The organism is Caldicellulosiruptoraceae bacterium PP1 (assembly GCA_041320695.1).
Lineage (GTDB): Bacteria > Bacillota > Thermoanaerobacteria > Caldicellulosiruptorales > Caldicellulosiruptoraceae > JBGGOQ01.
Map to the genome: position 1 here is coordinate 64,710 of JBGGOQ010000005.1, position 15,554 is coordinate 80,263.

The 15,554-nt window shown below is 28.9% G+C and carries 13 protein-coding genes; 10 read left to right on the top strand and 3 right to left on the bottom strand.

Annotation, left to right across the window (positions count from 1 at the left end):
- Nucleotides 1-248 precede the first annotated feature (248 nt).
- The 5 genes from ACAG39_08295 (at nucleotide 249) to ACAG39_08315 (ending at nucleotide 5,491) form a co-directional block, all read left to right on the top strand.
- Nucleotides 249-2,513: a SpoIIE family protein phosphatase gene (locus ACAG39_08295; protein MEZ0537238.1), complete on the top strand. Its 2,265-nt coding sequence runs from the start codon at nucleotides 249-251 to the stop codon at nucleotides 2,511-2,513.
- 14 nt (nucleotides 2,514-2,527) lie between these two features.
- Nucleotides 2,528-3,517: a stage II sporulation protein D gene (spoIID, locus tag ACAG39_08300; protein ID MEZ0537239.1), complete on the top strand. Its 990-nt coding sequence runs from the start codon at nucleotides 2,528-2,530 to the stop codon at nucleotides 3,515-3,517.
- Between the two features lie 23 nt (nucleotides 3,518-3,540).
- On the top strand, nucleotides 3,541-3,921 hold the full coding sequence (locus ACAG39_08305; GenBank protein ID MEZ0537240.1) for a hypothetical protein: 381 nt from the start codon (nucleotides 3,541-3,543) through the stop codon (nucleotides 3,919-3,921).
- Nucleotides 3,899-4,492, top strand: a complete 594-nt coding sequence (locus ACAG39_08310) for a hypothetical protein (protein MEZ0537241.1) — start codon at nucleotides 3,899-3,901, stop codon at nucleotides 4,490-4,492. The genes ACAG39_08305 and ACAG39_08310 overlap by 23 nt, the downstream gene beginning before the upstream one ends.
- Before the next feature lie 78 nt (nucleotides 4,493-4,570).
- Nucleotides 4,571-5,491: a hypothetical protein gene (locus tag ACAG39_08315; GenBank protein MEZ0537242.1), complete on the top strand. Its 921-nt coding sequence runs from the start codon at nucleotides 4,571-4,573 to the stop codon at nucleotides 5,489-5,491.
- Between the two features lie 24 nt (nucleotides 5,492-5,515).
- Here ACAG39_08315 and ACAG39_08320 read toward each other — a convergent pair whose 3' ends face one another.
- The gene (locus ACAG39_08320) at nucleotides 5,516-7,132 is read right to left on the bottom strand and encodes an NAD+ synthase (GenBank protein MEZ0537243.1); all 1,617 of its coding nucleotides are present in this window, start codon (nucleotides 7,130-7,132) and stop codon (nucleotides 5,516-5,518) included.
- 148 nt (nucleotides 7,133-7,280) lie between these two features.
- Between ACAG39_08320 and ACAG39_08325 the strand changes: the two genes are divergently transcribed.
- Together ACAG39_08325 and ACAG39_08330 are read left to right on the top strand one after the other, a co-directional pair.
- Nucleotides 7,281-8,360 (top strand): ATPase, encoded by a 1,080-nt coding sequence (locus ACAG39_08325; protein ID MEZ0537244.1) that lies wholly within the window; start codon nucleotides 7,281-7,283, stop codon nucleotides 8,358-8,360.
- 94 nt (nucleotides 8,361-8,454) lie between these two features.
- Nucleotides 8,455-10,287 carry a glycoside hydrolase family 15 protein gene (locus ACAG39_08330; GenBank protein MEZ0537245.1) on the top strand — a complete coding sequence of 611 codons (1,833 nt, stop codon included), beginning with the start codon at nucleotides 8,455-8,457 and terminating at the stop codon, nucleotides 10,285-10,287.
- A gap of 100 nt (nucleotides 10,288-10,387) precedes the next feature.
- Here ACAG39_08330 and ACAG39_08335 read toward each other — a convergent pair whose 3' ends face one another.
- Nucleotides 10,388-11,044: an endonuclease III domain-containing protein gene (locus ACAG39_08335; GenBank protein MEZ0537246.1), complete on the bottom strand. Its 657-nt coding sequence runs from the start codon at nucleotides 11,042-11,044 to the stop codon at nucleotides 10,388-10,390.
- Between the two features lie 21 nt (nucleotides 11,045-11,065).
- Nucleotides 11,066-11,812, bottom strand: a complete 747-nt coding sequence (locus tag ACAG39_08340; protein MEZ0537247.1) for a hypothetical protein — start codon at nucleotides 11,810-11,812, stop codon at nucleotides 11,066-11,068.
- A 148-nt stretch (nucleotides 11,813-11,960) separates the two neighbouring features.
- Between ACAG39_08340 and gltX the strand changes: the two genes are divergently transcribed.
- From gltX to cysS, 3 genes are read left to right on the top strand one after another with little or no spacing between them, the layout of a single operon-like run.
- Entirely contained in the window at nucleotides 11,961-13,421 is a 1,461-nt protein-coding gene (gene gltX / locus ACAG39_08345; GenBank protein ID MEZ0537248.1) for a glutamate--tRNA ligase, read from the top strand.
- Nucleotides 13,422-13,452: 31 nt separating this feature from the next.
- Nucleotides 13,453-14,166, top strand: coding sequence for a serine O-acetyltransferase EpsC (gene epsC, locus ACAG39_08350; GenBank protein MEZ0537249.1), 714 nt, complete (start codon nucleotides 13,453-13,455; stop codon nucleotides 14,164-14,166).
- The gene (gene cysS, locus ACAG39_08355; protein ID MEZ0537250.1) at nucleotides 14,114-15,508 is read left to right on the top strand and encodes a cysteine--tRNA ligase; all 1,395 of its coding nucleotides are present in this window, start codon (nucleotides 14,114-14,116) and stop codon (nucleotides 15,506-15,508) included. The genes epsC and cysS overlap by 53 nt, the downstream gene beginning before the upstream one ends.
- Nucleotides 15,509-15,554 lie beyond the last annotated feature (46 nt).

Sequence of the window (15,554 nt, forward strand, 5' to 3'; positions counted from 1 at the left end):
ACCGAACATATTATTATCTTGTAATTTAAAGACACTCACAAATTTAGCATCCACTTCTACAATCCAATATTCTTTTACTCCAAACTTTTCATGTAGATTAAACTTAATAAATCTATCACAAATTCAGTCTCATTTTGTCGTAAAAAAATGTTCTTTTCCATCATTATTTTGACATAAAAATAAATATATTTAGTAATATAATCCATTACACAGAAAAAATCTTAACAGATGAGGGGAAGATGCAAAAAATGGAAAAGGTTGAGGTATTGACCTTTAAAAGACATCAAGCTAAACAAGAAAAGGTGATTACTTATGAGATTTTAAAAAAGGAGGATTACTTAATTTTATTTCTTAGCTTTCTTTTTGGGAGGTGTAATATATTAGAGTTTTCGCCACTTTGTTTATCCTTGTTAGCATCATTTAAAAAGAAAAACTACCTATTTTACCTATCAGCCTTATTTTCAATATTTGGTGTAATGTCAACTCTTGATAAGAATATAATAATAAAGTATGTTTTATCAATCTGTATTATTACAGTTATATTTTATTTTTTCAATTTTAATACATATTATAATTCTATTATTACATTTGGAAGTCTATTTTTTAGCTCTTGCATTTCTTGTTTTATACTACAAAAACAAAGTGCATATCTTTTATATTGCTTCTTTGAAGCAGTTATTGCAGCTGGAATGGTTTTTGCATTTGAGATATTTCAAGATACTTTGTATAAAAGGAAAAGCATAAAAAGTGAAAAGGTGTTTTTATTTATCATTATATTATCAATTTCTTTGTTTGGTTTAGAGAATATCTTTGATAGATTTTTTGAGATAAAAAAATTGTTGCTTATGCTGATTATCTGTATAATTGCATACAATTATGGAATTCTTTTTTCTACAACACTTGGATTTATAACAGGCTTTATTGATGTAATAAAGACGTCCTCATTTGTTGAAAATGCAGTTATCTATTCATTTACAGCACTTATGGCAGGGCTTTTTAAAGGCTTTGGCAAGGTTGGAACTTGTATTGGTGCTTTATTTGGATATCTTTTATCAACTATATATATATCAACATTTCCAAACATAAAACTAAGAGAAATAATTGCTTCTTGTATTATATTTTTAGTGTTTCCCATCGAAAAAATAAAATTTAATATGGACGAGGTGGATAATATGGATATACAGGTAGCTTTAAAACAAAAAATGCAAAGCATTAGTTCAATTATAGATAATATAAAGAAAAATGAAATTGAATCAATGAATCTTTTAATAAACAAAGATGAGGCTAAAAAGATGATAGAAGATGTATGCTCCAGGCTTTGTTATGACTGCATTTATTCTCAGAACTGCTGGGAGAATGATTATAAAACTACCAATCAAATGCTAAAAGAGATTAGAGAAATATTAATGAAAAAAGGGAAAGTAAATTTCAGCAGCAATCTTCAAATCTATCATAACTGTGTCAGAAGTAAGGAGTTTATTACAATATTGAATGGTTTTGCTGACAGTTTTAAGTATTCTATGCTTATTCAAAACAATTTAGCACAAAAAGAGAAAGGCATGTTTAAACAAATTGATGTGATTAAAGAAATCTTAATTGATGCAGCAAAATTAGAAGAAGAAAATGTTACTGTTGATAAAGGGCTATCAAGTGAGTTAGAAATAGAATTAAATAGATTTGGATACAATGTAAAATCAGCACAGGTTACCTTTATAGATTCAGACTTTTACTGCAACATAATATTAGAAGAAAGTTTTAAAACACCCAAAAAAAGCGAGATTGAAGCAATAGCAAAAACAATATGTGGCTATGAGGTTGAAATAATATCTGAGATACCTAATTTTGATGGAACATATGAAATAACACTTATTAAAAAACCTAATATATGGGTGGATTATGCTATAAGCTCAAAAAGTAAAAAAATGGTAAATGGAGATAGAGTTTGCTTTTTGCAGCTTAAAGATGGTAAATTTATAAGTTGTATTTCAGATGGAATGGGAACAGGGAAAGAGGCTTCTGAAAATAGCTTTATTGTTATAGATGCTTTAAAAAAGCTAACAAATTTAGGATTTAATAAAGAAATTGCTCTTAAATTTATTAATTCAGTACTAAATATTCGTTCAAAAGAAGGCTTTGCCTCTGTAGATATTGTTTCTATAGATAGGTACAAAAAAAGACTTGAGATATATAAAATGGGGGCTATGCCGACATTCATAAAAAGAGGGCCAAATGTATTTATATATAACTCATCTTCGCTTCCTGCTGGTGTTGATTTTAATAATACATATGATTATTTTATTGAAGATATTGAAAAAGGTGATATGATTTTTATGGTTTCAGATGGTGTAATTGAATCTTTAGGTGAAAGTGGTGAACATAAGCTACTTGACTATCTAAGAGAAAATAGTTTTTCATCAACACAATTTGCAACTCGTGAGATACTAAACTTTGCATTAGAAACTACACAAAAAATTATTGATGATATGACAGTTGTATCTTTGAAAATAGGTTGATATGGAGGGCAAAGTTGAGAAAAAAAAGAAGGCTCAAGAAAGACTTTCTGATAATTACTTTCTCAATAATATTTCTTTTTATATTAATAATTTTTAAAAATAATATTTCAAATAACAAAAATCAACAAGGGTCTACTACAAAACCAATAAACGACAAAAAAATATATGTTAAGGTTTTAATTAATAATAAAGAGGTTAAAAAAATGGACATTGAGGATTACATAATAGGAGTTGTAGCAGCAGAGATGCCAGCCGAGTTTCCTATTGAGGCACTTAAAGCTCAAGCTGTCGCAGCAAGAACTTATGCAGTAAGAAAGATAATAAAAAAGCAAGAACATGCTATAAAAGGTGTATATTTATGTGATAGTTTTGAACACTGTCAGGCATATATAACAATTGATGAAATGAAAAAAAGATGGGGTAATGGTTTTGAAAAATATTATGAAAAAATAAAAAAGGCTGTGTTAGATACAAAAGGGTTGGTTATGGTTTATAATGGCGAAGTTATTAACTCACTCTTTCATGCAGCATCAGGAGGAGAAACAGAAGACGCTAAAGAGGTTTTTGGAGAAGATATTCCTTATCTAAAAAGCACACAAAGCTTAGGTGAAGAAAGTTGCCCTAAATATTCATCTAACATAAAAATTAGCAAAACACAGTTTATAAACAAGCTCAAAAGCAATTTTCCAAATATAAACATAAGGTATAACACACTACAAGACCAAGTTAAAGTAATAGAAAGAACATCAACAGGCAGAGTTAAGAATATAAAAATTGGAAATGAGATTATTTCAGGTAATCAATTTAGAGAGATATTTACACTAAACTCTACTGAATTTTGGATAAGCTTTGAAAAAAATAATGTAATTATATCAACAAAAGGCTTTGGGCATGGTGTTGGAATGAGCCAATGGGGTGCAAGATACTATGCAACACAAGGACTAAACTATAAAGATATCCTAAAGCACTATTATTCAAATATTAGTTTTGGTAAAATAAAGTAAAAAAATAAAGAAAGGGCATAAAAATGACTGTAAGAATTATAGATAGTAGTATTAATATTAATCAAAAAAGGGACTTATTAAATAAAATAGGTGTTGATAAATACGCTGCTAATTATCTGATTTCAAAAATGACTTATCTATATATCTATATTGAGAACTTAAAGCCTGCAGCTGCAAATATACTAAAACAAACAATGCTATCAGTAGGCTCAGATGCTGCTGTAAATAGAGGATGTATTAATTGCTCGGTTGAAAAGTCAGATTGTTTGATTTTTGGAAGTATTAAGCAAATACAAGATGCAATTGAAAAATTGAAAATTCAACCTTTTGGTTTAAATAAGTTAGCTTTAGAAATACAAAAGTTATTGGAGGAGTTTAAAAATGATAATTTTCATTCCGGTTGATAAAAATGAAAAACAAAAATATCTTACTGAAGGTATAGATATAAATAAATGTTATAATAAAGTAATAGGACTTGCAGGAATTGAAATTAAATGTATTTCAGGATTTTTGACAAATGATATAATTTCTGGTGATTTTATTGCTGCAAAAATAGATATAAATAAGTCTTATGCAGCAAACTACGACCTTTGGGTTGCATACACTCTTACATCAAACCAGGAATTTAATAAGATGTATATTAGATCTATTGTAAATCTAAAAAAGTATATGTTTGGAACCTTTAGAATTCCAGAAGTTTTGATAACCGAAAGCATTCCGTCACAAGATTTATTTGAGCCTATGTTTAATAACAGTAGCAAATTTATTGAAAGTAAAAATGATGAGATTTATATAAATTTTTTGATTGAAAAGATTACAAAAGATGAAAAGATAGCAAACTCTGTTGTTATAGATTATTTTAATAGGCTTTGTGAAACAACACAAGATTTTTCAAAAAAGATAATAAACAAAGGTGATAATAAGCTTTATATATTTATTCAACAAAATAAGTGGGCTTGGACAATTGAAGATTAGTAATATATAATAAAATAAATAGAATTTAAAGGTAGGTGAGAGATTACATAAAAATTTAAGTATACTTGGGGGGATGGTATGAAAAAATTATTAATAATCCCATTCATTTTAGTTTTTCTGTTATCTGGTTGTTCGACCGTAGATATTTTTTATAAGTCTCAGAAGGTTTATAAGAAAGATGACCAGAAGAAAATTAAATTATTACCTAAACAGTTAGTCCGTATTGATGCCGATAATTCTAATATTATTATTAAACAAAATAATAATGATGAATTATCTCTTGAATATACTAAAAAAATACTTAGCAAAAATGAGATTAAAAGTCAATTATTAAATGAGTATTTTAACGAGATGATTGTTGATTTGGGTAATCAAAATAATGATAATAAAAACGAGGTTGTTATAAAATCACGAGCATACCTTTCAGAAGCAATTACAAATAATAATGCATCAGATATAAAAAGAAGCATTGATTTAACCATTTCAATACCACAAAAAAGCAATTTGAGTATTCAGAATGGAAATGGTAATATTTTTGTAAAAACCCTTTATGGAAGTTTGTATATCGTAAACGGCAATGGTAATATTCAGATTAACGAAATTAATGGTAGCCTAGATATAAGAAATGGTAGTGGCAACGTAAATATAGATTTTGTTAAAGGAAATGTTTCAATAAACAATGGGAATGGAAATATTGAATCAGATATTTCTCAAGCTCAAACAATTTCAATTATTAATAACAATGGTAATATTACTTCACGTATTGATAAGCTAAAATCTTATAAAAGATCGATTATTCAGGGAGGAAATGGGAATATTAAATTATCATTTACAAAAGAGGTATCATCAAAGGTATTAATTAAAACCTCATCAAAATCTATTAAATCAGATTTTGAGTTAAAGAAACTAAATGATACATATACTACAAGTATATACGGCGATAATCATCAAATTGATATTGTTTTAGGAAATGGGGATATTGAAATAGAAAGAGAATAAGACTGCCCGAAAGGGCAGTCTTATTTATGTCCACCTTTGTACTATTGGCATTCTACGGCCTGAGCCAAAGGCTTTTGATGTAATTTTGAGTCCAGGTGCTGCTTGCTTTCTTTTGTATTCAGCCCTTTCAACCATCTTTATAACCCTTTCAACAAGGCTTCTTTCATATCCTAACTCGGTAATCTCATCAATACTTTTCATATCTTCAATATAAGCAACTAAAATTGGATCTAAAATATCATAAGGGGGTAAAGAATCAGTATCATACTGATCAGGCCTTAATTCTGCTGAAGGTGGCTTTATAAGAATATTTTCAGGGATAATCTCTTTTTCTCTATTTATATATCTTGCAAGTTCATAAACAAGAAGTTTTGGCAAATCAGAAATAACTGCAAGCCCTCCTACCATATCACCATACAAAGTGCAATATCCAACAGCAATCTCAGATTTATTACCTGTTGTTAAAACCATTCTATTTTCTCTATTTGATATAAACATCAAGATATTTCCTCTTATTCTTGCTTGAATATTCTCTTCAGCAAGGTCTTTTTGTGTTTCCTCAGAATTATTAAACATCTTAATGTATGTTTTAAAAGGCTCTTCAATAGGATAAACCCTATATTCAATTGAAAGGTTTTGAGCTAAATTGTATGCGTCAGATTTACTGTGCTCTGAAGAATATCTTGAAGGCATAGATACTCCTAAGACATTCTCTTTACCAAGAGCCTCTACAGCAAGACAAGCAACAACAGCCGAATCAATACCGCCAGACAAGCCTACAACAGCTCGTTTGGTAAATCCTGTTTTATAAAAATAATCTCTAATCCCAAGAACAAGACCTTTATAAATCCAAGAGATATCTTCTTTAAAATCAAAAATATTTAAATTATTAATTTGTTCAGTGTCAAGTGTTATAATATCTTCTTCAAAGCCTTTTGCCATTTTTACAATTTGTCCATTTGTATTAATCACAACACTATTCCCATCAAATATAAGTTCATCATTTCCACCTACTTGATTTACATATATGACAGGAAGCTTATATTTCTTTGCAGCAGTTTTTAATATATCAAAACGTTCATCCATTTTTTTGTAGTGATAAGGTGATGCAGAGATATTTACTATAAAATCAGGGTTTTGTAATGAAAGCTCTTCTAAAACGTCAATGCCATAAAGCTGTCTATTATCAATATTCCAGATATCCTCACAGATATTTAAAGCTACCTTATATTCTCCAATTTTTACAACCTTTCTTTCTTTTGAAGGTAAAAAGTACCTATTTTCGTCAAATACATCATAAGAAGGGAGTAATGTTTTATGAACAACATCCATAATTTTTTTATCATGAATAACAACAGCACTATTGTATAATTTTCTATTACCTTCAATTCTTGATGGTGTACCTAAAATAACATATTGCATATTAACATGTTCAGTAATCTCTTTTAAACCATTTTCAACTGCATTTATAAAATCCTTTTGAAACAAAAGGTCCTTAGGTGGATAGCCTGTTATAGTAAGTTCAGGGAATATTATAAGGCATTCTTTATTTTTAAACCTATCAATAACCTCTATTATTTTTTTTGAATTTCCTTTTATATCACCAATTGTTGGATTAATTTGTGCAATTACAATTTCCATATTTATTCACCTACATTGTAAATATTTAAACAGTTAATATTTTATCACTGTAAAAGCTTAATATAAAGTGATTTTTGGATTATGAATAAATTAAAATCTTATCTCATATATATTCTTAAGGATATATTAATTTTTGGAGTGATTGGAATTGGTAAATAGTGCTTATTTTTTCCCAGGGGCAAATTCATATAAAGGGTTTTTTTCATATTTTGATAATATAATAAGCCCAAAGGCTGCCAAAAAGATATATGTAATAAAAGGAGGGCCAGGAACTGGTAAATCAACATTTATGAGAAAGATAGGTAACTACTTAAACGAGAAAGGATATTTTGTAGAGTATTTTCACTGTTCATCTGATGTTGATTCATTAGATGGTATTTGTATACCAGAGCTTGGAATTGCATTTATTGATGGGACAGCACCCCATGTAATTGATCCTGTATATCCAGGAGCTGTTGATGAAATAATAAATTTGGGTGACTATTTTGATGTATGCAAATTAGAAAAGGATAGGGAAAGTATTATTAATATCAATAATGAAATTTCTGAACAATTTAAAAATGCATACTCTGTTTTGAGGGCAATAAATTCATATAAAGAGATATTATTAAGAATTGAAGAAAAGTATATCTCAGAAGGTTACCTAAACAAGCTTTATGAGAATATTTGCCAGCAGATTTTTGGATATGCAAGAGTATCATATAGGAAAGGACAGAGAAGAAAACTTTTCTTATCAGCTATAACACCACAAGGCTTTCAATCATTTATAAAAGAAAACGCAAAAAGATTTTATAATGTATTTGTTATAAACTCAGAGTTTGAAAGTTCGCTGCAAATTTTAAATAAGATTATGGATTATGCAATAGAACGTGGATTTGATGTTGAAATGTTTTATTGCGGATTTAACCCCAAAAAGCTTGAACATTTAGCTATTCCCGAACTTTCCACATTTATTATTACTTCAAACAGATATCATACAATAACAGATAGCACATTTAATAATATAAAAGTTGACTTTGATAAAGCATTTAATGGAGCAGATAGAGAGCTATTTAATGAAGTAAATTTGCATATCAGCAATGAGTTTGTAAAAGTAATTAACTTTTTGAAAAAAGCAAAAGGCTTGCATGATGAACTTGAAAAATTTTATATACAGGCTATGGATTTTGATAGTGTTGAAAACAAATTTAAAGAGGTCTGTGATGAATTAGAAAGCTTTATAATATAAAACCATTGTTAAATTATATAAAATTATTTATAATATAAATATACATTATGCAAATGTTTGCAATACTATTTTGTTAAGGAGTATGAGAAACAGTATGAAAAAACCATATTTAATAGAAGCAATAATTGGCAACTCAAAATCACTCGCTCAGATTGATCAAAATGGAATAATGCAAAGATATTATTGGCCTTCAATTGATTATTTTCAGCAGATAAAACTTCTATTACCTGCTGTATATAACGATGGACTTATATTTTTTGAGGACATAAAATTAAAAAAAGAAGCACAATATGTTGATGATTTTGCATATCAAGTAAAATACTCACTTGGTAATAAAGAAATAAAACAAACTGATTTTATAGACTTTACATCAGATAGTATAGTCAGATGCTGGGAAGCTGATTTTGATGATTTTTTTGTATTCTTTGAGCCTATGATAAACGAGCATAAAAATTTTAATGCAGCTTATTTTGACAAGCAAAATGACCTATGTTTTGTATATCTTCATAATACAATTGCTGCTATTACCTTTGAAAATGGAATAAAGAGCTTTACCTTAGCAGAAGGTATCAAGGATGCAAAGGATTGCATCCTTGAAGGGATTGAAGAAATAACAAGGCCACAGATAGCACTCAAAGCTAAAAAAAGTGAAAGATATGTTTTATATATTACATTTGGTAATTCAAAAGATGAAGTTATAAGAAAGATAAATAAATTAAGAAAAATGGGATATGAAAGCATTTATCAAGACAATGTAACTTATTGGGAGTATAGATTCAATAGATTAAATTTAAATGTAGCAACAGATGAAAGTATTAATAGTATTGTAAAGAGAAGTGCCTATGTTTTTTATCTTCTACAGAATAGAGAAACAGGTGGAATTATTGCTGCACCAGAATTTGATGAAGAATTTTCAAAGTGCGGTGGATATGGATTTTCGTGGGGAAGAGATGCTGCTTTTATTACTGTTTCAATGGATAAGCTTGGTATGCATGATGAGGTTGAGAAGTTTTATAACTTTAAGTTTTCATGTCAAGAAGCAGATGGAAGTTGGAATCAAAGATATTGGACAGATGGCACATTAGCACCATCTTGGGGAATACAGATTGATGAAACTGCTTCAATAATATGGGGATTTATTAAACACTGTGAAGAAAATGAAAAATATCATCTTATTGAAAAATACAAAAAAAACCTACAAAAAGCAATTGAATTTTTACTTAAAAATATTGATGAACAAAAAGGGCTAATATTAAAAAGCTTTGACCTGTGGGAAGAAAGACAGGGAATCCATCTTTACTCAAATGCAGCAATTTATGCAGCACTTGAAGTTGCTAAAAGATATTTCTTTGAACTTACATTAGAAATTGAGATAAAGATAAAGGCATTGGTTTCACAAACATTTACTAGGTTTATTTTAAATGAACAAAATATATATGCTCGAACAGTTGATATGAGAGTTTCAAAAGAACTATATAATTTATTGGATAATGACAATAGGTATTTAGAGCCTGATGATAAATACAATATAATAAAATATTATCAAAAAGTTGACAATGTTATGGACGCAAGTATAATTGGTGCTTTTTATCCATTTATGATGATAGAAAATAATGAGGTTTTGGAAAATACAATTAAAAATATTGAAACAAGTTGCACAAGTTCATTTTCTGGCGGAATAAAGAGATACGCAAATGACACTTATGCAGGAGGAAATCCATGGATTATTACAACACTTTGGCTTGCTATATACTATAAAAAAGTAGGAAATATTGAAAGAGCAAATGAATTATTTAATTGGGCATTTAAGCATGCACAAAAAAATGGACTTTTACCTGAACAAATTGACAAATTGACAGGTCAGAGTGCTTGGGTTGTTCCGCTTGCATGGTCACATGCAATGTTTGTTTTATATCTTTATGAGTAAAAAAGTAGGGTGTTGCAAATTCGACACCCTATTTTTTTTAGACACTGTTAATATTTATCTACCATATATAACATAAAAAAACTATATTTTTAGTTTTACGCTAAGCTTTGTATTTACACCTATCAAATAAAACACATTCAAAGCATTTAGGCTGCTTTTTGGTACATGCATTCTTACAATGTATAACAATTAATGCATGGTATTCATTAAATAAATTAGAGTCTTTATCTAAGTTATCCATAAAAATCTTTTGAAGAGTATGATATTCAATATCTGGTGAATCAATAATTCCTAATCTATAAAAAAGGCGTTTTGTATAAGCATCAATAACAAAAATTGGCTTTTCTGAAGCATAAAGAATTATGCTATCTGCTGTTTCGGGGCCTATGCCTTTTATGGATAATAACTTTTCTCTTAATGTTTTTAAATCTTGATTTAAAAATTCATCAAGGTCATTGTTATATCTTTCATTTATATATGAACAGAAAAATTTAAGTCTTTCTGCTTTTTGGTTATAATAACCAGCAGGTTTTATGCATTCCTTTATAATATCTTCGGAAGTATCAATAATTTTCTCCAAAGAAAGAATATTATATTTTTTAAGATTATCAATTGCTTTTTCAACATTAGACCAGGAGGTATTTTGCGTTAAAATTGCTCCAACAATCATTTCAAACTTGCTTTGTGCAGGCCACCAATGTTGAGGGCCATAAAAATCAAACAATTTATGGTATATATCTAAAAGAAGCTTTTTCAAAAACCTTCACCACCACATTTATCAGTCGTTGTCATTCTTTACTACACTAAATTTATAAACACTTCTGTTAAAAACATTGAAAAAATCAACTGTATGGTCATCTTTTATAACAGATAAAAGGCTTAATGAAGTATTATTGTCTTTTCTTTCAACATACAAAGTAAGAACAATTAGATAACCATCAATAAATCCAGTTTTTGAGTTAGTATTACTATTTTGAGGATAAAAAACAACAGCAGCATTGATATACTTTGACTTAAGGTCAATTTTTTCAATAAAGATATCGTATAATCCTTTATCAAATATGTTAGACGATAAAATCTCATTTTTTATATATTTAATAACAGGAGTATAATAAACCATTTCAGATTCTGATACCTTGTTTTTATATTCAGATATCTTACTATATGAAACACTATTTGTGGTATTAATATATGTATTTTTATTTACAGTGTTATTTTGCACATTGCTATATCCTTTATTATTATTTGAGTTTGTAGAATTATTAATATTTCCATTGGCATTACCATTAATAGTGCTGTTAGAGTTATTTACACTATAGTTATTAGCAGCAACAATATTATTAGTGTTTTTATATATATCATCACTGCTTGAATTTTGAGTATTAGCATAATCGGGTTTTGTAATATATAATGCTTGAGATTTTTGTTCAACTTTTTTTGGTTGATTAGTTAGTACATGAAATATATAAAATGATACTAATACAAAAGCTACAATTGTTATAAATCTATTAATTGTTTTATTCAATAAAATCACCCTTCTTTTTTTAGTATATAATATTATATAATATATATCGGCAATATCATAATGAAAAAAATTTGATAAAATTGTAATGACAAAATTATAATAGAAGTATTAAAGATATATTATAAAGAATTGAAAGGATGTAATTTTTATGGCAGAAGTAAGATGTAGATTTGCACCAAGTCCAACAGGACATCTTCATATTGGTGGTGCAAGAACAGCTTTATTTAATTATTTGTTTGCAAAAAAATATAATGGAAAGTTTTTAGTTAGAATAGAGGATACAGATTTAGAAAGGTCATCTGTTGAGTCAGAAAGAGTTATTATAAACGATTTAAGATGGCTTGGAATTGAATGGGACGAAGGCATAGATGTTGATGGTGAGCACGGCCCTTATCGTTCAACCGAAAGGGTTGGTATTTATAAAAAATATATCGATGACTTACTTGAAAAAGGATTTGCATATTTTTGTTATTGTTCAGAAGAAGAGCTTGAAGCAGAGAGGCAAGAGCTTCTATCAAAAGGACAAATGCCAAGATATATGGGAAAGTGTAGAAACTTATCAAAAGAGGATAGAGAAAGGTTAGAAAAAGAAGGTAGAAAACCAACAATTAGATTTAGAGTGCCAGAAAATATGCTTTTAGTAGTTGAGGATTTGGTTCGTGGAAGGGTTGAATTTAATAGCAATGATATTGGTGACTTTGTAATAGTAAAATCTGATGGTATTCCAACATATAACTTTGCTGTTGTAATTGATGATCATCTTATGGAAATAACTCATGTAATAAGAGGAGAGGAACATCTTTCAAATACTCCAAGGCAGCTTCTTATATATAAGGCATTTAATTGGGATGAACCCAAATTTGCACATGTTTCTTTAATACTTGGTAAAGACAGGACAAAGATGAGCAAACGACATGGCTCAACTTGGGTTGAACAATATAGAGATCAAGGCTACTTAAAAGAAGGCATTATTAACTTCTTGGCATTACTTGGTTGGTCACCAAGTGAAGACATTGAGATATTTGACATGGATTACCTTATTAAAAACTTTACTTTTGATAGAGTTTCAAAAAACCCAGCAATTTTTGATTTAGATAAACTAAACTATATTAATTCACAACATATAAAGAAAACTGAAATTTCTAAGTTAGTTGAGCTTTGCATACCATATTTAATTGAAGCAGGCTTCATTAAAAAAGATGAAGTCCAATTTAAATATGCTATTATAGAAAGAATAGTAAAAATACTTTATGATGGACTTGATTATCTTTCTCAAATCAAGGAAAGAGCTGAGGTATTTTTTAACAACAATATTGAACTTGAGAATGAAGAAGCAAAAGAGGTTATGAAATGGGAACATGTTAAAACACTATTAGAAGTATTTAGAGATAAGATTGAAAAAAGTGAAATAATTACTGTTGATAGCATAAAACAAGTATTTAAAGAGATACAAAAAGAAACAGGATATAAAGGCAAAAACTTATTTATGCCAATAAGAGTTGCAATTACTGGTAAAACACATGGACCAGAATTGGTTGAGATATGCGAAATAATAGGCAAAGAAAACATACTAAACAGATTGGAATTATCAAAAACGTGGTATAATTAGATTATAAATAATACTTAAAAAGGGATGGACAATGATTAAGATATTTCAATTAATAAAAGAAGAAATGAATGTTATTGTTGAAAAGGACCCAGCTTGCAAAAGCAAGTGGGAGACCTTATTATATCCAAGCCTTTGGGCAATGATTCATTATAGAATAGCTCATTGGTTTTATGTAAGAAAGAAATTCTTTATTGCAAGATGGATTTCCCAAAGAAGCAGGAAAAAAACAGGCATTGAAATACACCCCGGTGCAAAAATAGGCAAAAGGGTTTTTATAGATCATGGAATGGGTGTAGTAATTGGCGAAACTGCAGAAATTGGTGATGATGTTTTGATTTATCAAGGTGTGACACTTGGTGGAACAGGGAAAGATAAAGGTAAAAGGCATCCTACAATTGGGAATAATGTTTCAATAGGTGCAGGTGCAAAGATTTTAGGTCCATTTAGAGTAGGAGATAATTCAAAAATAGGGGCAAACGCAGTAGTTTTACGTGAGGTTGAAAATAATTCTACTGTTGTAGGAGTTCCTGGAAGGGTTGTTGTAAAAGATAATAAACGTATTGCCACAACAAGCGAGCAATTAGACCAAGTAAGACTTCCTGACCCTATATCAATGCAGATTTGCAAGCTTGAGTCTAAGATTGAACACCTTGAGAAAAAGCTTTTAGATTACGAAAGGAGATTAAAAGAGTATGAGGCTTTACAACACTCTCACAATGAAAGAGGAGGAATTTCAGCCTCTTGAAGGAAATAAAGTTAAAATATATGTTTGCGGTCCAACTGTTTATGATTTTATCCATATTGGTAATGCAAGGCCTATGATTGTTTTTGACGTTTTAAGAAGATACCTTGAATATAAAGGCTATGAGGTAATTTTTGTTTCAAATTTTACTGATGTTGATGATAAACTAATTAAAAGAGCAAATAATGAAAATACCACTGTGCTTGATATTGCAAATAGATTTATAAATGAGTTTTATAAAGATGCTGAAAGATTAAATATAAAAAGAGCGACAATAAACCCAAGAGCTACACAAGAAATTGATGGTATGATTAAACTTATTCAAACACTTATTGATAAAGGTTATGCATATGTATCAAATAACGATGTATATTTTAGAACTAAAAAATTTGCTGAGTATGGAAAGTTATCACACAAAAATATAGAAGAGCTTTATGCAGGTGCAAGGATTGAAGTAAATGAAATAAAGGAAGACCCTTTGGATTTTGCTTTATGGAAAGGTAAAAAAGAAGGTGAAATAGCTTGGGATTCTCCATGGGGAGAAGGTAGACCAGGTTGGCATATTGAGTGTTCTGTTATGGCAATGAAATATTTAGGTGAAACAATTGATATTCATGCTGGTGGGCAAGACCTTATATTTCCTCACCATGAAAATGAAATAGCACAGAGTGAAGCAGCAACTGGAAAGCCTTTTGCAAGGTTTTGGCTTCATAACGGCTATTTAAATATAAATAATGAGAAAATGTCAAAATCATTAGGTAACTTCTTTACTGTTCGCGATATTATTGAAAAATATAAGCCTGAAGCATTAAGACTTTTTATGCTTTCAGCTCATTATAGAAAGCCTATAAACTTTAGCATTGATTTGATAGAACAAGCTGAGACTGCATTAGAAAGAATATATAATTGCTATGATAATATATTGTTTTTACTTGATAATAACACCTCTGATGTGGATGAGAATGATTTAATTTTATTAAAAGCATTAGATAGAAATAAGGCTAAATTTTTGCAAGCAATGGAAGAGGATTTGAACACTGCTGAAGCAATTGGGTATTTATTTGATTTAATTAGAGAAATTAATACCTATTCAAATAGTGTTAGCAAAAACCTCCTAAACCAAGCATTACAAATTCTAAAAGAATTATGCTCAATACTTGGTATACTCGAGCAGCATAAAAAATCAGAGGATATTCCAAATGAAATAAGAGAACTTGTAGAAAAAAGGCAAATTGCAAGGAAAAACAAGGATTTTAAAGAAGCAGATAGGATAAGAGATGAATTAAAATCAATGGGATATACTCTACTTGATACACCACAAGGGGTTAAGATAATAAGAGAATAAAAGGTTTACTAAATCATGTTATTCTTTATAATGATAACATACAAAA